Here is a 16,799-nt window from a genome sequence, read left to right as displayed (position 1 = left end):
TCCTTTCCTATCATACACTGTTTCCCAAAAATTGGCAAGCAACTGATACTCAATGAAAATCAAAGAGCAAACTAGGAAGCAAGCCGCAGGTTGCTCAAAACACTGTTTTGAGGTTGTGGATAGAACTGACGAAGTCAGTAACAAATATACGCCAAGACGAAGCTGACGTGGTTTGAAGAGATTTTTGAAGAGTATGATTTATAAGTTCAACATAAAAAGTAGGACCATCAGACTCGGAGAAGCCTTGATGGTATCCTACTTTTATAGATTTTAGTAAACTATCTTACTTAGATTTTCAAGAATCGGCGCATTGAGATTCCTGAACCAAGTGAACCGATACAGATTCCAATGAGGAACAAAAGACCGATCATCAGTGGAATAAAGGTATCTGGGGTAATCAAGGATAGGTTTTGTCCAACCAAGGATGGGTTGACAGATTGGAATACTCGGTTATAGATAAAGTAAACCAGAACTGAGGGAAGAGCTGCTCCCAACAAACCAATAAAGGCACCTTCTAGCAAGAATGGGCCACGGATGTAGCTGTTTTTAGCACCAACCAAACGCATGATTTGGATTTCACGACTACGTGAAATGATAGTAATACGAATGGTATTTGAGATCAAGAAGACCGCGATGAAAATCAAGAGTCCTGCAATGAACAATCCCCAAACACGGATGAAGGAAGCCAACTTGAAGAGACGCTCCGTATTGGCACCACCGTCTTGAACCTCAGAAACTCCTTCGATTTTCTTAGCTTCTTCAGCTACTGGTTTCACATCACTTGGTGAATTGGTATCTACTATGTAGGCATCATGAAGAGGATTGGCATCTCCTTCAAAAACCTTCCACTCGTCACCCATGGTTTCAGTCAGCTTTTGGTACTGCTCTTCTTTACTTGAGAAAGTTACACTTTTAACAGCTGACATAGCCTTGAGGGCATCATAAACCTTGTGGTAGTCATTGTTAGTAACTGTTTGACCTTCTTTGACGATGGTTTCACTATTGTCTTCAACGTCTTTACGGACATAAACCATGACGCGGACGTTGTTTTCGATATCCGTTGCCAATTTTGCAGTATTAAAGATAACTGAGGCAAAAATTGCAACCAAGGTCAAGGTAATCATTACTGAACTGACAGCAGCAATGGTCATCCACCCATTACGCTTTAAACTCTTTAAAGCTTCGAATAGATGGCGGAAAAATCTACTAATCATCGTATCCGTACTCTCCTTTCGCTTCGTCACGAACCACACGACCATTCTCGATGGCAATGACACGGTGGCGCAAGGTATTTACGATTTGGCTGTTGTGGGTCGCCATCAAAACAGTCGTACCTTGGAGATTGATGCGCTCCAAGAGGTTCATGATTTCCCATGAGTTATCCGGGTCCAAGTTACCTGTCGGTTCGTCGGCAATCAATACCTTAGGATTGTTTACGATAGCGCGAGCAATGGCGATACGTTGTTGCTCACCACCTGATAATTCATTAGGGAATGAACGAACCTTATGCTTCAAGCCGACAAGATCCAAAACTTCCATAACACGTTTTTTGATATTGCGACGGCTTTCACCGACAACCTCCATTGCGTAAGCAATGTTCTCATAAACAGTTTTCTTTGGCAAGAGTTTGTAATCCTGAAAGACGACGCCTACGTTTCTACGCAAAAGCGGGATATCTCTCTTTTTAATCTTAACAAGATTAAAACCTGCAACCTGCAAACTTCCTTTTTCAACTTTAACTTCACGGTACAAGGCACGGATAAAAGTTGACTTACCTGCACCTGAAGGACCTACGATATAGGCAAACTCTCCTGGTTCAATGTTCACAGAGACGCCACGTAGGGCTGTTGTCCCGTTGTCATACTTTTTGACAACATCTCTCATTTCAATGATCGACATGTGACTTCCTTTCTTTTAACTAATACGCCATTTTAGATAGGCATCGATGAAACCATCTAAGTCTCCATCCATAACCTTATCTACCTGCGCAACTTCAAAACTAGTACGGTGATCTTTCACCATGGTATAAGGGGTGAATACATAGGAGCGAATCTGGCTTCCCCATGTGATTTCTTTCTTATCCCCCTTAAGGGCATCTACCTCAGCAGCTTTCTTTTCCTGCTCCATTTGATAGAGTTTTGCCTGGAGCATCTTCATCGCACGGTCACGGTTTCCGTACTGAGTACGGTCAACAGTTGATGCAACGACAATCCCAGTCGGAATGTGGGTCAAACGGACACCTGTTGAAACCTTGTTGACGTTTTGTCCACCTGCTCCACCTGAGCGGAAAGTATCCATCTTGATATCATCTTCTCGGATGTCAACTTCAATAGTATCATCCAACTCTGGCATAACTTCTACAGAAGTAAACGAGGTGTGACGACGCTTAGCTGAGTCAAATGGCGAGATACGTACCAGACGGTGAACTCCCATCTCTGACTTGAGAAGTCCATAAGCATTTGGCCCTTCAAAAGACAAGGTCACTGACTTAATACCTGCTTCATCACCTGCTTGATAATCCAAGATTTCAACCTTAAAGCCTTTAGCGTTACCATAACGAGTGTACATACGAAGAAGCATATCGCCCCAGTCTTGGGCTTCTGTTCCACCAGAACCTGGGTGAATCTCTAAAATAGCATTATTATGATCATAGGGCTCTGACAAGAGCAGAGTCATTTCATAGCTAGTCATCATCTGATCTAGCTCAGCTAACTTCTCCACCAACTCATCTTTAACAGACTCATCCTCTGCTAAAAAGTCTAGTAAGATTTCAGCTTCATCCTGCAACTCCTCCATCTTGTGGAAAGTATTGTAGGTATTTTTTAGTTCATTTAATTCTTGCGACGTTTTTTGGGCCGCAATATTATCGTTCCAAAAATCAGGTTCTGTCATTTTGTTTTCCAAAATGGCAATTTCTTCTTCTAACCCTTCGAGGTCAAAGAGACCCCCTAAAAGAAGCTAATTTTTCACGATTGGCGTCAATTTTTTGACGAATTTCTGAAATGTCCATATATACTCCTTTTTTGTATCGTTTTATTATACCATAATTTTTCTTATTTATCTAATCGGTGTTTTTTAAAATTTCTTATCAAAATATTTCTATTTGAAGACGAGAAGGCTATTCTCAATCATTTAGTGTGTGAGAAATCGAAAAACATCTCAGAGCTGATCAAGTTTCTTATCCAAAAAACATTGATTGATTCTCTGAGATGTATATAAATACTATTTTAAAAGAGAAGTATCTGACAGAGCTGAACGTAGCACCTAATCAGCTTTCTAGCAAAGCAACTAAGATCATTCTTTATCTGCCTTCAAAATCGGTTTTGTTTCAGCAGCTTCATCTTTTTCATTGACTTCTGCCGATTTTTCTTCCTTCTCTACTGGCTTATCAGAATCCTTCTTAGGCTTTTCTTGACTTCCCTGAACTTCTACTTTATCAGGATTCAAGCTCCAAATGCCATCTTGATTGACCTTGTAACCATCAGGTGTTGTTCCATTTCTCAATAAGGAACCATAGCTCCACTAATCGCAATTTATTTCAATACATTCACACTTACTTTCGATAAGCCTTTATACTATGGCTATACCACTCCTGCATTTCTTTTGATGGCGGAGTCATATAATCTCCATACATCTGGGTTAAAAAGGCATCGTAGTTCTTTGGAATAGGCACCATGCGACCTTCAAACTCTGTTAAAATCAGTTCTTTTAATGTTCCTGCTGGAAAGACTTCTTTCATTTTTTCTTTTCCAACTCCAATGGCTCCTTCATAAGCAGGATTGTCTGTCACACTATTTTTAACTAACTCATCTATTTTCTTATAGAAATATCTCGGATTAACTAGTCTGAGAGGATACCAGGTACACAAGCGAAGGAAATCTTTTAATTTGCTATCTCCGTGAACCGCACGTTCTTTTTTGATATAGGCAAGCTGACGCAAAGCAACATATTTATAGCTCTTATCAACAATACTTAAATCTGAAAATTGATCGATTGGAAAGACATCAATGAACAAACTAGTGTCATGGCGCTTATATTTTACGTTATCTTCAATTACAGTTGATGTATCTAAAATAGCTGCAAAATTATGGAAATACCATGAAGAGGTATCGTAAGAAAGAACACGATAAACAGGATGTTTGTCCTCCTCAATTGCTTTTAATAGACGCTCATAGTCTTTTCTATACAGTGAAATATCGATATCATCATCCCAGGGAATCATTCCCTTATGACGAACAGCTCCCAGCATGGTTCCATAGCTGAGGAAATAAGGAATATCATTTTTCTTACAAATTTCATCAACATAGTCCAAAATACCTAGTTGAATTTCTTTAATCTCATTTTTTTCTAAGTACTGCATTTAATCCTCCAATTTATAGGCTTCAAATTCGTGACTATAAAACTGTTTTTCTTTTGGTGGCAGAGTCATATAATCACCATAATACTGCTTCAAAATAGCATCATATTGTTTCGGTGCTGAAAGCATCAGATGTTCAAAAGGAACTTCAATTAACTCTTCAAAAACTTCTTTGGCAAAGACTTCTTTTTCCTTAAACTTGGAAGGAATAAAAGCAATATATTTACCATCTTTTACCCTATACTTTTGAATTTGCTGTTCAATTCGACTCGCAAAATAACGGGGAGAAATCGGACGAAAGATAAACCAGAAGAAGGAACGAATTAAGTCTTTTAACTTACTATCTCCATAAACAATATTCTTATGCTTACTGAAGGACAATAACTTAAAGCTTTCCAACTTATAGCAAACATCGATAACCTTAGTATCGTTGAAAGAATCCATTGGAAAAATATCAATGAAAATTCCAGAATCATAAGTTTTTGTATTTCTTGTATCCACTATTCTCGTTGTCGAATCTACAACCTTAATAAAATTATTATAGTAGTGATCATCAATTTCTAAGGCTAAAATCTTATATTTGGATTGTTCTTGATGAAATAACTGGATAAAACGTTCGTAGTTTTCACGTGTCATAGAGAGGTCTATATCATCATCCCAGGGGATAAAACCCTTGTGACGAATAGCTCCAATCAAGGTGCCATAATTGATAAAATAATCAATATCATGCTTTTTACAAAACGAGTCAATAAAAGCTAAAATATCAAGTTCAATTTGTTTAGCCTCTTCGATACTTAATCTTCTCATCTATTCCTCCTAAGATTTTTTAATACGTTTTTTGAGCGAGATGACATGACCTAAAAATTCATAAAAGATACTATCTTTGGTCCAAACGAGTAAACCAATATAGCTAAGAGCTGATAAGACCATGATAATCAACATATTGATTAAGAAAGGTAGGTTGATAACCATTTTGACCGGATAAACAAGATTAACTAAAAAGTAGATCGGAACAAATGTCAATGCGAAAAGAGAATAACGCACCGTATATTTGAAGATATGTCCTAGATTAATGAGCTTGGTCTTATGAATAAAGATAACGTAGAGCATCAGGAGAAAACTTTCCGATAACATCGTCGTAATCAAATAATACTCCGGTGTAATAATATTATTAAAGTAGAGGAGACTATCAAGAACTAGGTTCAGTCCACCAGCAAATAAGGTATAAACTGTAATTCTTTTTTCAAATCCATTTGTAAAGAGAATTTGAGAGCCTAGAATAGTATCTAAGGCAAGAATAATCGTGCGAAATGCAAAGAGAGATGTCAAGATGCCACCACCAATATACTTCTCACTACCGTATAAAAGGATTGCATTTGGCCCTAAAATCATCAATCCAAAACTAAGTGGAATGATGAAGAAGTTGAAAATGCGACTTCCTCGATTTACCAAATTTACATACTCTTCTTTTTTTCCAATACCTAGATAGTAGCTCAAGCGAGGAACACTGACTCCAATCGCACCCGTAACAACACCAGCGATAACTGTTACAATCCGTTGTGCCATCGTATAGTAACTGACATTCACATCAACTCCAGTTTTTACCAAAAAGAGACGATCCAGGAAGGTAAATAGCATATTGGCATTGGCAAAGATCAGCATGGCTGTCAAAGGAAGAAAAAGAGGTTTAAATTCTTCTAATGTAACCTTAACAAACTGAATATCTCTTTTAATCCAAAAATAACTAATGAGATAATTGATGAGAGTTGAAAGACTCATAATCAGTGTATAGATAACAATATCATGCTCATTTTTCACAAATAAAAAGATGGATACCAGCATGAGAATGCGAATAAATGCTGTTTTATAAAATAAAAAGCTATAATTCTCAAGCGCTTCATTCACCCATTCGATTGAGAAAATCTGAGCTATGAGTTGAACCCCCATTACCAAGAAGATTTTCTTAATAACAGGATTACTATTAAAGAACAAAGGATACGATAAAAGATAGACGGCACTTGTAATAATCGTACAAGCTACACACAAATAAAAAAGACTTGAAAAGACTTTATTTAATTCCTTCTTATTATCTTTTACATTACTAATAGCTCGAAGCCCGTAATTATAGACTCCATAGGTTGCAAAGGGCAAGAAAAAAGACAGAATGGTATCAACAGAGTTGAAATAACCATAGTCTGTTCGATCTAAAACACGCGCAACATAGGTACCCGTCAAAATTGGGAAAATAATATTTAAAACACGAATCCCCATATAAGCCAGGGCATTTAATTTTATACTTTTCATTCAATTTACCTCGTTGATTTATTATATCATAAAGTTAGTTAAAAAAACCTATTTGACTGGGAAATCTGTTCCTCAAGCCATGTTTGTCCTCCCTGACGAAACCTTATCCAAATTCTCTAGGAAATCTTTTCTACAGTATTCTGTCAAATCTGAATTTTTCCCAAAGACAAAGGAGGACCATTCGAGTCCTCCTTTGTCTTGGATAATTATCCCTTATTTATATGAATTATAGTGCAAAAGTAATCACACCTAAAACTGAACGGTTTAGATTTCTCACTTCTTGCATACTTTCTTCAAATTTCTTATAGCGAGTAACACCATATTCTTCTACGAAAAGTACATTCTCAAATGCTAAAAGATCTTTGATATTTTGCAAGTTAACAAACTGAACACCCTCAAGATTCAATTTGTATTCTGCTTGTAATTTATTCAAAATACGATTATCTGAACTTACAATTGCTAGTGGTTGACCTTGACACTTGTAACTCAATAGTTCAGAAAGATTTTCAAGAGTTGTAATAGTTGAAACGAAGTCTACTTGATAAGCAGAGAAATCGCCTGCACGATTAATAGTTGGGTTGAAGAGATAAACTAGAACATTCGCCATGATCACTAGGATGACACAGAGAATACCAATAATCACTAAGCGCAAAATCAAATTTTTCAAGTTAAAGCCAAGAGCAACTTCTCCATTCGGAGTCAATTCTTTAGAGTTAACTGTTTCAAGTTTTTCAATCTTAACGTCTGTATAGGTAGACTTGAACTTGTCAATCAATGAATCAAATTTGCTTTCAAGGAAATCATTTACTTCCTTACTTGGAGTTAAAATTTTAACAGTTACACCTGCATCATCAATCAATGGGTTAATCGTTAATTTTTTTGTCCAATAGTCACTTGCAGAATTCTTCAATGCTGTTTCTGTGGTATCTAAATCTTTTGCGATTTCCTTCATCTTATCAGAATCAACATCATTGAAAAGAAAGGCACCGTTTAGATTACCATCAATCAATTTTGCATAGAAGTCACTATAACCACCAACTTGATGATTCAAAATTGTTTTTGATGATGTTTCTGGAGCAGTTATCTTATAGGTGATATAAGTAGAATAACTAGTAGAATCTTTGACTGTATTTTTATTTTTAACAGCTTTTAAAGTAAATGGTACAGCTATGAGAGCAAATAAGGCTAGTAAAGCTAGCAAATTTACTTTACGTTTTTTATAAAGATTTGCGAACAAATCAGCTACAGAATAATGTTCAAACATGTATTTCCCCTTTTTTGATTAAGTGATGATTTTCTTTTGTAAGCATTTTTGCCACGAAAATGATAATAAGAACAATTCCCCAGAATTGCATTGTAAAAAGATTAAAGAAACTTTCTGAGAAGCTACTTCTAGGCATAAAGAATAAATTATTCAAGATTAGCAAAGATAATGCAAATAAGATTGTTCTTGAGCGATAAGCTACTTGCAGCATGGCTATAAAGAGCATACCAAGTAAGATACTTAGTAGAAATAGTCCCAACATACCATAATCAGTATACAATTCCATGATATAACTACTTCCAATACCATGGCCTCTTAAATATTCTTTATTTAGAACAAGATAAGATAAATTGTGGGCATAACTATTACTATCGATCGCTAGTTCGATACTATTTGTCGTATGTTCAAATGGTTTGGCGCCAAATATGATTCCGATACTACCTCTCGCAAAATAGTCAACAACCGGACCAAAAGTGAAATTTCGGAAGTCTCTATACGGAAGACTACTATTGTACAAGAATCCTCTCGCTAAAACTCCAAAACTAGTTCCTTGTTTATAAATGAAATCGAGTAATAAATCAAAAACTCCACTATGGGATACTTGAGCGTTATCACGAACATAGTTTAGTGCTCCCATCGCAAGCATGAGAACAGGTGTTCCAAGATAAATAGCCAATTTTTCTTTGAAACCAATCCATTTCCCTTTCTCCGTTTGTTCACGCATAAAGTAGTAAACAAAGGCGAAAATCAAACTCAGAATAAAGGGATTTCTGGTACCAATTACTAAGTGAATCAAGTTAGCCGCGATATAGGCAACTAAAACCATTGTCGCATGTGACTTTTTAGGTTTGGTTGCTAAGTAAACACACATGGCATAAACCGTGAAAGTCGATAAGATATAGGTAAAGTAGGGTAATTGACTTTCAAAATTTGCATAATAATTGTAATAAGAAGTTTGCAAACGGTATAGCAAGCGCTCAAATAGTCTAAGGAAATAAAATGGATAGGTGAGTAGAAATACACTCAATGACACAAAACGTAATTTTTTTATATAATTGACATTCACCGTTTTTTCTACTTTTACAGGAGCTTTGCTTTTTCGAACAAGATAATAATTGGCTATAAAACCACCTATTGTCAGTCCTAAAATAGAAACAATGACAACTAGGAAAGCAAATCGATAAGCAATTGGTTGGTAGGTGTCTAGCGCTCCATCTCTAAAATAATCAATGGTGGGTCTGGATACCAAAAATATAAAAATTGTGATAAAGAATATAAAGTGAATCAAATAGTATTTGATATTATTCCAGCAAAGTAGCAGACTGCTAATTAAGAGCAAAAGCAAAGTTGTCAGAAGTCCTACGTTGTTACTGGTAAACAAATAAGTGATTCCGCTTATTATGGTTACGATATAGCTTAGAATCGTAACCGTTAGCAACATTCGTTTGCCATCAACCATCTCAGCCCTCCTTTTCTAATTAATTTTTTTCGATTGCTCAATATTTTTAAACAATAATATTCTATACAATCTTACATTTACAAATAAGGCTAAAGCACTAATACGTCTTCCTTTCCTAAAAATGGTATTTTTAAAAATAGCAAAGGCATGTTTTTTTAAGTAGCCATAAATCCTTGGATAGTCTTTAAACTCTTTGAAATTCTCATCTAGAAGCATTTTATCCAAGATAAAGAAATGTGCATATGCCAGTCTAAAGAAAGCTACTTCTACTAAGTTTGGATATTCCTTAACGACTTCAGTATAAAATTTTTGATAAATATCAATGTAAGCTAAGTCTTTTTCCGCATATGGTTTGGTAGTAATGCTATCTCCTCGGTGGAAATAATAATAGTACGGTTTGGTATTCACAACATACTTTTTAGCTACTTTAATGAGATCAAAATGATAATAGGCATCTTCATAAATCAAACCTTTTGGAAAAGTTAACTGTGCTGCAATTTCCTTTTTGATGAGTTTGTTACAAATAGTACCAGGTATTTTCTCACCGATTAAATATTCTCTAAGGAATGTTTCGGTATCACATATAAAATAATCATCCTGGTTTTCAGTTTGCGGACTCTCACTATTGGCATAGACATTCATAACACCACAGCTGGAAACATCCGCATCTTCTTTGACTAATTGTTGGTATAAGCTAGCAATCATTTCAGGATGTATATAATCATCCGAATCTATAAAAATAACATAGTTTCCGTGAGCTTGCTTCAATCCATCATTTCGAGCTTGAGACAAGCCTTCGTTTTCCTTGTGATAAACCAAAACTCGTTCATCTTGTTCAGCAATTTGTTCACACAAACGACCACTTTCATCTGTCGCCCCATCATCAACTAGAATGATTTCGAGTTTTTGATAGGTTTGTTGCTGAATGGATGCTATTGATTTTTCAAGATATTGCGCCACATTATAGACTGGAACGATGACACTAATTAATGCAGTTTCCATGCTACTCCTCTATTAGTTTTTCTACTTGTTCAATTTGTTTAGCAATCGTAAATTGCTGAATAAATTGACTGGCTTCATTGACATTAAAGCTTGATGCAGCTGTCATGTAGTTATCAATTGCTTGAGCTGCTTCTTGATTGCTTTCAATGATTTTACCAAATCGTCCTTCCTGAGATAATTCTTCTGCTCCACCAACCTCGGTAGACACAAAGGGGACACCCAGACTCAAGGCTTCAACATAGACTCCAGGAAAACCTTCCTGTTTGGACATGGATAAAAGAACTTGCATCTTAGAAAGATACTGATATGGATTTTTTTGATACCCAAGAAAATGAACGTAATCCTCAAGTTGATACTCTTTGACTCGTTTTTTCAACTCCTCTTCCATGTCCCCAGCCCCTATAAAGTAGTGATGGTATTTCTTGCCTTGCTGGTGCAACAGTCGTATAACTTCTACTACTCGGTTAGAGCCCTTATTTTCTTCAATGCGGCCAATAGTGCAGATACTCTGAGGAGCTATCTCAATAGCAATCTTTTCTTTTGATTTTTCCAAAATACTTTCAAAATCGTAACCATTATAGACTGTTACTAATTTCTGTGAGTAATCTGGATAAACTTCTTTGATAGAATTGCTGGTTTTCTTTGAAATTCCTACTATCCTATCAGCAGCATCCAATTGTCGTCTATGAGAATCACGCTTCGAACTATCAGTTAAAAATTCTTCAATACTTCCATGAATCCAAGAAATCTTCTTCACTTCTTGTCGTTTAGAAAATAAAAGAGGAGGATTCATAATAGTAAAGGAAACCTCTACATCATAGTGATCTTTTATAAGTAAGCGTCTTGTTAATCTTGGGAAATAAATTCTCAATCTCCATAAAAGCGCTCTTAACCATCTTGGTTGACGATAATCTTGAAAAGCTTTTAAAATTCTCACATTTTCAGGCACAGGTTCGTATCCTTTATCAAAATGTTCCATTTCAAGGATATCAATATCATACTTTTCCGGATCCAAGTTTGAAACAATCGTAGAAAGGATTTTTTCGGCACCGCCTCCTAGGGAGAAAGACCACATAAAAAATAGAATTTTCTTCTTATCCACCATACTCCCCCATATATTCTCTATAACTCTTATCCATATCCGCTATAAGGGCATCGTGGTGAGGCACTTGCTTGTCAGCTGGTGGTGGTGTCATGTAGTCACCAAAAGCTGTGCTGAGATAGGCATCATAGCCAACTGGAATAGGCATTTCTGTTCCTTCGAAAGGTAGGAAGATGTTGTCTTCAAAAGCCTGAATTGGATACTTTTTCTTCATGTATCCTGGCCCTGAACATAATTCTGTAATGCCATCACTTTCGGCTGGTCCATACTTGGTCATTTCTTTCTCAGCCTTTTTCCAGATACGATAGCGAAGGGCTTTAGGAGTCAATCCTAGTAAAATGGTACTACCCCACTTCATGAGAGCTCCGTGCTTTTCTGGAATGGTTTGTGCACAAAAGAGAGAATAAATCAAAGCCCAACGTACCTGTTTCTTACGTTCAGCTGGGTTTTTAGGGTAGTAATCCAAGGGAAGAACATCCAAGGCCAAGCCGTGTGGTAGATCCAAATCCTGTTGATAAGGCTTGATACAAGTCGTCTCCTTGTCTCGAATAGTGATAAAGAGGTTGCGGTCAACAAAGTCTCTATCACTTTTTGACAGGAAGTAACGCTCGTCCGCATAACGAGACCATAGCTCTGCTAGTTTTTCATAATCCTTGCGAGGCATAAAGAAGTCTAAATCATCATCCCAAGGGATAAAACCTTTATTTCGTAGAGCTCCAATAGCTCCTCCACCACACAAATAACAGAGTAAATCGTGTTCTTTACAAAAGGCGACAAAATATTCAGCCATCTCTAGGCTACGAGCTTGAATTGCCTTTAAATCACTCATCTTATTCTCTCCCTCTTCTATAGAATACATCATTCTATTATACCATAAAAATAGTTTATAAATCCATCTTACCATGTGAAAAATCAAAGCCCAAGATCCCCATTTTCATAGGTACCTCAAGCTCTGATTCATTTTACATTTTATCTAAATCCCATTTGGGCCAATTTATTTTGGTAAGCTTTTTGGTCCACTCGAAGGGATTGACCGCCGTATACGTCAAAGTCGTCTACCCAGTCTCCAAGTTCTGGGACTGTCAATCTTTCAATACCATTCTGCGCTCCTTCAAGGACTGATAAACCGTTGGTCAATAAGAAGGTATATGGAAGGTTTGTAGAGGTCATGGCGAAAACTTTCCCGAGTGCTTCTGAGCCGGTGAAAAGTTTTGTAGGATCCTTAATCTGCTGCAAGACAGCTGTCATGACCTGCTGTTGTCTACGAGTACGGCCATAATCCCCTTCATCATCATCACGGAAACGTGCATAGTTCAGAAGAGTCGAACCATTCATCTGTTGTTTTCCAACTCGAATGGTTTGAGTCGGTGACTCAGTTTCCGTTGCATGCAAGTCATCGCCTACAGTCGCTTCTGTAACTGGAACCCCATTTAGAGTTGAAAACTGGGCATCAATAGTCACCCCGTCAGGGAAAAGCGTATCAATGGCTGTCGCAAAGGCTTGGAAATCGACAAGTGCATAATATTTGATGTCTAGATCAAAATTATCCTTGAGCACCTTGCGGACCATTTCAGCTCCTTGTTTACCTTCTTGTTCCCCTAATTCATAGGCCAAGTTTAATTTATGGTCGGTCTGTTTTTGACCATTGATGACTTGGCTATACCCATCAATATAGACCAAATTATCACGCATAAAGCTAACGAGCTTCAATTTTTTATTTTTGCCACTTACATTCAAAACCATAATGGAATCTGTCCGTGTTTCTGCACTATTCTGTCCAATACGGCCATCCGTACCCAAAATCAGAATATTAACCCCATCACGCGTATCTTGTCCATTGAAGACTTCAACCTGAGCAGCTTTGGCATCTTTGGGCCCATTTGAACTATTAGGGTTCGCCGATTGGAAGCCTTTTAAGAACATGACGATCATTCCTACTGCTACACAAAGCAATATCATCCCTAACCAAGCAAATAAGCGTTTAAAACGAAAACCTCTTTTTTTCTTTTGCTTCTTAGCTTTTGGAATCTTCGTTTCCAGTTGTTCTCCACTACTACGGCGACTAGAACGACTACGATTAGCATAGGTTGGCAGGTCGATACCAGAGTCTGAAAGAAGTTGTTCTTTGACTTCTGGATTGAAAACTTCTGCTGAATCTTTTTGACCTTCTAACTTGGCTTGTAAAAAGGCAAATTCTCTCTTTTCTTTCTCATTCAAATAATGAATGTTTTTCAAAAGATAGTCATATCTCAGTTTTTCATGATGTGTCAAAGGATTCTCTCTAGTCATTCCTTCTCCTTCCCTTTATCCTGTATGGTATAGATAGGATAAGCACCTAGTACTTTATACTGGATTCCAATCGTTTCTAGTTCTTTTTGAGCAAAATGGATCAGTTCTTTATCAGTATAAGCGACATCAATGATAAAAAAGTATTCGCCCAAGGCTGTTTTTAGGGGACGGCTCTCAATTTTAGTCAAGTCAATTCCACGCCATGCAAAGGTAGAAAGTGCTTTGTATAATGCACCTGGAAGATTATCTGGCAAGGTCAAAGCTAGACTCATCTTTTCAGAACCTGGACTCAAGGGGATTTGTGGTAAGTTAGGCCCCAAAACCCAAAAACGAGTAAAATTGGCTTCCATTTCTTGAATATCTTGAGCGATGAGTTCTAATCCATATTCCTCAGCAGAACTTCTTGGGGCAATGGCTGCAAATGGTTGATCAGGATGCTCAGAAACATAGCGCGCAGCGTAGGCTGTACTGGCAGTGACTTCTAGTTGCGCATCTGGATAATGCTCGTCAATAAATTTCTTCCCTTGTGCCAATGCTTGTGGGTGAGAAAAGATTTTCACTATTTTAGACTGTCCTGGTACTGCCATCAATTGTTGGTGGATTGGCTGAACAATCTCTGCCACAGCTTGAATGCGAGCCTGATGGAAAAGATAGTCCAGAGTCTCATGGACACTACCTTCAATGGAATTTTCAACCGGCACTACTGAATAGTCTACCAATCCCTGTTCATAGGCCTTGATAACGTCTGTAATATTTGAAAATGGCTCCAGTTCCTCATGAGGAAAAGCCGTTTGCACCACATGGTGCGAAAAAGATCCTTTGGGACCTAGATAGGCAATTTTCATATCAATTCCTCTATAATTTCCTCTGGGCTTAGCTTAGACACATCGATAACTTTACTAGCCACTTCCTCATACCAAGCCTGTCTTTCATTAAAAATCCCTGCCAAATCTTCCTTACTATTTTTTAGAAATAGCGGGCGTTGATTGTCCTTATCAGCTGAAATTCGCTGGTAAAGGGTCTCAAAATCTGCTTTTAGGTAGATATTCTCTGGATTTTGCTTGAGTAAGTCACGATTTTTCTGAGAAATGACCACTCCACCACCAGTAGACACGACTTGGTCCGTTTTTAGTAGGTCAGCCAAAACTTCTTCTTCTATCTGACGGAAGGCTGCTTCTCCTTTTTCTTCAAAGAAACGAGCAATTGGCATCCCCAGTCGGTCTTCAAGCAAGGCATCCATGTCTACAAAGTCAGGATCTAATCCTCTAGCAATAGTTGATTTTCCTGCACCCATAAAACCTAGTAAAACCTTAGCCATGAATCAAAGTCTCCAAATCATCAAAGAAGCTTGGGTAGCTAGTATTAATGGCTTCTGCACGATCCAATTCAACCTCTCCATCTGCCACTAAAAGCGCTGCAATGGCTGTCATCATGCCGATTCGATGGTCTCCAAAGGTGTTGACTTTGGCTCCATGGAGGGCAGATTTCCCTTTGATTATCATTCCGTCTGTTGTAGGAGTAATAGCTGCCCCCATGCTATTTAAAGCATCTGCAACAACCTGAATACGGTCTGTCTCTTTGACTTTAAGTTCTTCAGCATCTTTGATAACCGTTTTCCCCTGAGCTTGGGTTGCAAGGAGAGCGATAATAGGTAGTTCATCAATCAAACGTGGAATCAAGGCTCCACCAATTTCTGTTCCCTTCAAATCTGAAGTTTCAACAGTCAAGATTGCAGACTTAGCCACTGGATCAATATCAGTAATCTCTAATTTGCCACCCATAGCACGGATAACATCAATAATCCCTGTACGAGTTTCATTAATACCTACATTCTTAAGTACCACACGAGAATTAGGAACAATCAAACCTGCCACCAACCAAAAGGCTGCACTCGAAATATCTCCAGGTACGACAACCGTTTGTCCATTTAGTTTCTGTGGTCCCTGGACAGTGATTTTCTTACCATCGACACTTAAGTCTCCACCAAATTGACGCAGCATATCTTCTGTGTGGTTACGAGTGCACTCCTTCTCAATGATGACTGACTGACCCTGAGCCTGCAAAGCCGCAAAAATCAAGGCAGACTTGACCTGAGCGGAGGCGATTGGCAATTCATAATGAATAGGTGTTAAATTTTTTGTACCTTTTAAGTGCAATGGTGGCAAGTCTCGCTCTGTCTGACCAGAAATGCTAACTCCCATTTTTTTCAAAGGAAGGGTCACACGGTCCATAGGACGTTTAGAAAGACTGTCATCTCCAAACATCTCTACTTCAAAGTCTGCACCAGCAAGTACACCTGAAATCAAACGAATAGAGGTCCCAGAATTCCCCATATCGAGAGCGTTCTTAGGGGCTTTCAATCCATCCATCCCAACACCTTGAATGGTAACGACACCGTCTTTATCCTCTATCTCAACACCGAGGTCACGAAAAACTTGCATAGTTGATAGAACATCTTCACCACGTAAGATATCATAAACCTTAGTCTCACCCTCAGCTAAGCTCCCAAAAATGATAGAGCGATGACTGATGGACTTATCCCCTGGTACTCGAATGCTACCATTCAAATGCTTAACGTTTGTTTTTAACTTCATACTAGACCTCATACTGACAATACTTTTTCTTATTTTATCATAAAAAGTCAGAAATTTCTTAAAAATTCCTGACTTTATGAGGTAAATTCTTATTTTAAAAGTTCTGAAATTGGTTCAAAAACAATTTTTTCAATATCAGAAAGGTAGATAGAAAGTTGTTGCTGTTTGGCAAAGAAAGCCGATAAAAGAGCGTTGCCCTGGATCAACTTGCCAAAAGATTCCATTTTTTCTTGGAAAGAAGCGTCGGGCATTTGACCAGTTTGGGCCATGACTTGGATTTCATGCTGAAAAGCAATATAATCCGCAAAAATCTTGCTAGCTTCTGCATCGGCTTGGATAGCATCTCTAGCTTCCTTAACCGCCTTGTATTCTGGCAATTCGCGTAGTCCACGACTAAGTTCGTTTGCACTATCGTAAATATTTGACAT

The 16,799-nt window shown here is 37.7% G+C and carries 17 protein-coding genes; all 17 read right to left on the bottom strand.

Annotated features, from left to right (window positions below):
* Positions 1–287 precede the first annotated feature (287 nt).
* Positions 288–1,214 (bottom strand): permease-like cell division protein FtsX, encoded by a 927-nt coding sequence (gene ftsX / locus PCY08_RS00655; RefSeq protein WP_301559102.1) that lies wholly within the window; start codon positions 1,212–1,214, stop codon positions 288–290.
* Complete coding sequence (gene ftsE / locus PCY08_RS00650) at positions 1,207–1,899, bottom strand: cell division ATP-binding protein FtsE (protein WP_000022259.1); 693 nt, start codon at positions 1,897–1,899, stop codon at positions 1,207–1,209. Before ftsE ends, ftsX begins: the two co-directional genes overlap by 8 nt.
* A gap of 15 nt (positions 1,900–1,914) precedes the next feature.
* Positions 1,915–3,010, bottom strand: a protein-coding gene (gene prfB, locus PCY08_RS00645) for a peptide chain release factor 2 (protein WP_152904395.1) whose coding sequence is annotated in 2 segments (ribosomal slippage) — positions 1,915–2,937 and positions 2,939–3,010 — 1,095 coding nt in all. Because the reading frame shifts where the segments join, the coding sequence is not laid out codon by codon here.
* A 284-nt stretch (positions 3,011–3,294) separates the two neighbouring features.
* A complete protein-coding gene (locus tag PCY08_RS00640) occupies positions 3,295–3,504 on the bottom strand; it encodes a hypothetical protein (protein WP_301559101.1) in 210 nt (69 codons plus the stop codon).
* A gap of 49 nt (positions 3,505–3,553) precedes the next feature.
* Positions 3,554–4,360, bottom strand: a complete 807-nt coding sequence (locus PCY08_RS00635; protein WP_301559100.1) for a phosphorylcholine transferase LicD — start codon at positions 4,358–4,360, stop codon at positions 3,554–3,556.
* Entirely contained in the window at positions 4,361–5,164 is an 804-nt protein-coding gene (locus PCY08_RS00630) for a phosphorylcholine transferase LicD (RefSeq protein WP_301559099.1), read from the bottom strand.
* Between the two features lie 9 nt (positions 5,165–5,173).
* Positions 5,174–6,661 (bottom strand): lipopolysaccharide biosynthesis protein, encoded by a 1,488-nt coding sequence (locus PCY08_RS00625; RefSeq protein WP_301559098.1) that lies wholly within the window; start codon positions 6,659–6,661, stop codon positions 5,174–5,176.
* A 226-nt stretch (positions 6,662–6,887) separates the two neighbouring features.
* A complete protein-coding gene (locus PCY08_RS00620) occupies positions 6,888–7,925 on the bottom strand; it encodes a prephenate dehydratase (protein ID WP_301559097.1) in 1,038 nt (345 codons plus the stop codon).
* Entirely contained in the window at positions 7,918–9,384 is a 1,467-nt protein-coding gene (locus PCY08_RS00615; protein ID WP_049504778.1) for an O-antigen polysaccharide polymerase Wzy family protein, read from the bottom strand. The genes PCY08_RS00620 and PCY08_RS00615 overlap by 8 nt, the downstream gene beginning before the upstream one ends.
* A 15-nt stretch (positions 9,385–9,399) precedes the next feature.
* On the bottom strand, positions 9,400–10,386 hold the full coding sequence (locus PCY08_RS00610) for a glycosyltransferase family 2 protein (RefSeq protein ID WP_301559096.1): 987 nt from the start codon (positions 10,384–10,386) through the stop codon (positions 9,400–9,402).
* Between the two features lies 1 nt (position 10,387).
* Positions 10,388–11,491, bottom strand: coding sequence for a glycosyltransferase (locus PCY08_RS00605; protein WP_301559095.1), 1,104 nt, complete (start codon positions 11,489–11,491; stop codon positions 10,388–10,390).
* Positions 11,481–12,317, bottom strand: a complete 837-nt coding sequence (locus PCY08_RS00600) for a phosphorylcholine transferase LicD (protein WP_301559094.1) — start codon at positions 12,315–12,317, stop codon at positions 11,481–11,483. The genes PCY08_RS00605 and PCY08_RS00600 overlap by 11 nt, the downstream gene beginning before the upstream one ends.
* A 140-nt stretch (positions 12,318–12,457) precedes the next feature.
* On the bottom strand, positions 12,458–13,777 hold the full coding sequence (locus PCY08_RS00595; RefSeq protein WP_301559093.1) for an LCP family protein: 1,320 nt from the start codon (positions 13,775–13,777) through the stop codon (positions 12,458–12,460).
* Positions 13,774–14,622: a prephenate dehydratase gene (pheA, locus tag PCY08_RS00590; protein ID WP_301559092.1), complete on the bottom strand. Its 849-nt coding sequence runs from the start codon at positions 14,620–14,622 to the stop codon at positions 13,774–13,776. Before pheA ends, PCY08_RS00595 begins: the two co-directional genes overlap by 4 nt.
* Entirely contained in the window at positions 14,619–15,095 is a 477-nt protein-coding gene (locus PCY08_RS00585; protein WP_301559091.1) for a shikimate kinase, read from the bottom strand. The genes pheA and PCY08_RS00585 overlap by 4 nt, the downstream gene beginning before the upstream one ends.
* Entirely contained in the window at positions 15,088–16,371 is a 1,284-nt protein-coding gene (gene aroA / locus PCY08_RS00580; protein ID WP_301559090.1) for a 3-phosphoshikimate 1-carboxyvinyltransferase, read from the bottom strand. Before aroA ends, PCY08_RS00585 begins: the two co-directional genes overlap by 8 nt.
* 89 nt (positions 16,372–16,460) lie before the next feature.
* Positions 16,461–16,799, bottom strand: a complete 339-nt coding sequence (locus PCY08_RS00575) for a YlbF/YmcA family competence regulator (protein ID WP_301559089.1) — start codon at positions 16,797–16,799, stop codon at positions 16,461–16,463.

The organism is Streptococcus sp. SO4 (assembly GCF_030440055.1).
Lineage (GTDB): Bacteria > Bacillota > Bacilli > Lactobacillales > Streptococcaceae > Streptococcus > Streptococcus nidrosiense.
Note: the sequence above shows the minus strand (reverse complement) of the source record. Positions and strands in the feature narration are given on the sequence as shown.

Coding starts and splice junctions, on each gene's coding strand:
- ftsX (WP_301559102.1), bottom strand. CDS start 1,214: ATGATTAGTAGATTTTTCCGCCATCTATTCGAAGCTTTAAAGAGTTTA.
- ftsE (WP_000022259.1), bottom strand. CDS start 1,899: ATGTCGATCATTGAAATGAGAGATGTTGTCAAAAAGTATGACAACGGG.
- PCY08_RS00635 (WP_301559100.1), bottom strand. CDS start 4,360: ATGCAGTACTTAGAAAAAAATGAGATTAAAGAAATTCAACTAGGTATT.
- PCY08_RS00630 (WP_301559099.1), bottom strand. CDS start 5,164: ATGAGAAGATTAAGTATCGAAGAGGCTAAACAAATTGAACTTGATATT.
- PCY08_RS00625 (WP_301559098.1), bottom strand. CDS start 6,661: ATGAAAAGTATAAAATTAAATGCCCTGGCTTATATGGGGATTCGTGTT.
- PCY08_RS00620 (WP_301559097.1), bottom strand. CDS start 7,925: ATGTTTGAACATTATTCTGTAGCTGATTTGTTCGCAAATCTTTATAAA.
- PCY08_RS00615 (WP_049504778.1), bottom strand. CDS start 9,384: ATGGTTGATGGCAAACGAATGTTGCTAACGGTTACGATTCTAAGCTAT.
- PCY08_RS00610 (WP_301559096.1), bottom strand. CDS start 10,386: ATGGAAACTGCATTAATTAGTGTCATCGTTCCAGTCTATAATGTGGCG.
- PCY08_RS00605 (WP_301559095.1), bottom strand. CDS start 11,491: ATGGTGGATAAGAAGAAAATTCTATTTTTTATGTGGTCTTTCTCCCTA.
- PCY08_RS00600 (WP_301559094.1), bottom strand. CDS start 12,317: ATGAGTGATTTAAAGGCAATTCAAGCTCGTAGCCTAGAGATGGCTGAA.
- PCY08_RS00595 (WP_301559093.1), bottom strand. CDS start 13,777: ATGACTAGAGAGAATCCTTTGACACATCATGAAAAACTGAGATATGAC.
- pheA (WP_301559092.1), bottom strand. CDS start 14,622: ATGAAAATTGCCTATCTAGGTCCCAAAGGATCTTTTTCGCACCATGTG.
- PCY08_RS00585 (WP_301559091.1), bottom strand. CDS start 15,095: ATGGCTAAGGTTTTACTAGGTTTTATGGGTGCAGGAAAATCAACTATT.
- aroA (WP_301559090.1), bottom strand. CDS start 16,371: ATGAAGTTAAAAACAAACGTTAAGCATTTGAATGGTAGCATTCGAGTA.
- PCY08_RS00575 (WP_301559089.1), bottom strand. CDS start 16,799: ATGTCAAATATTTACGATAGTGCAAACGAACTTAGTCGTGGACTACGC.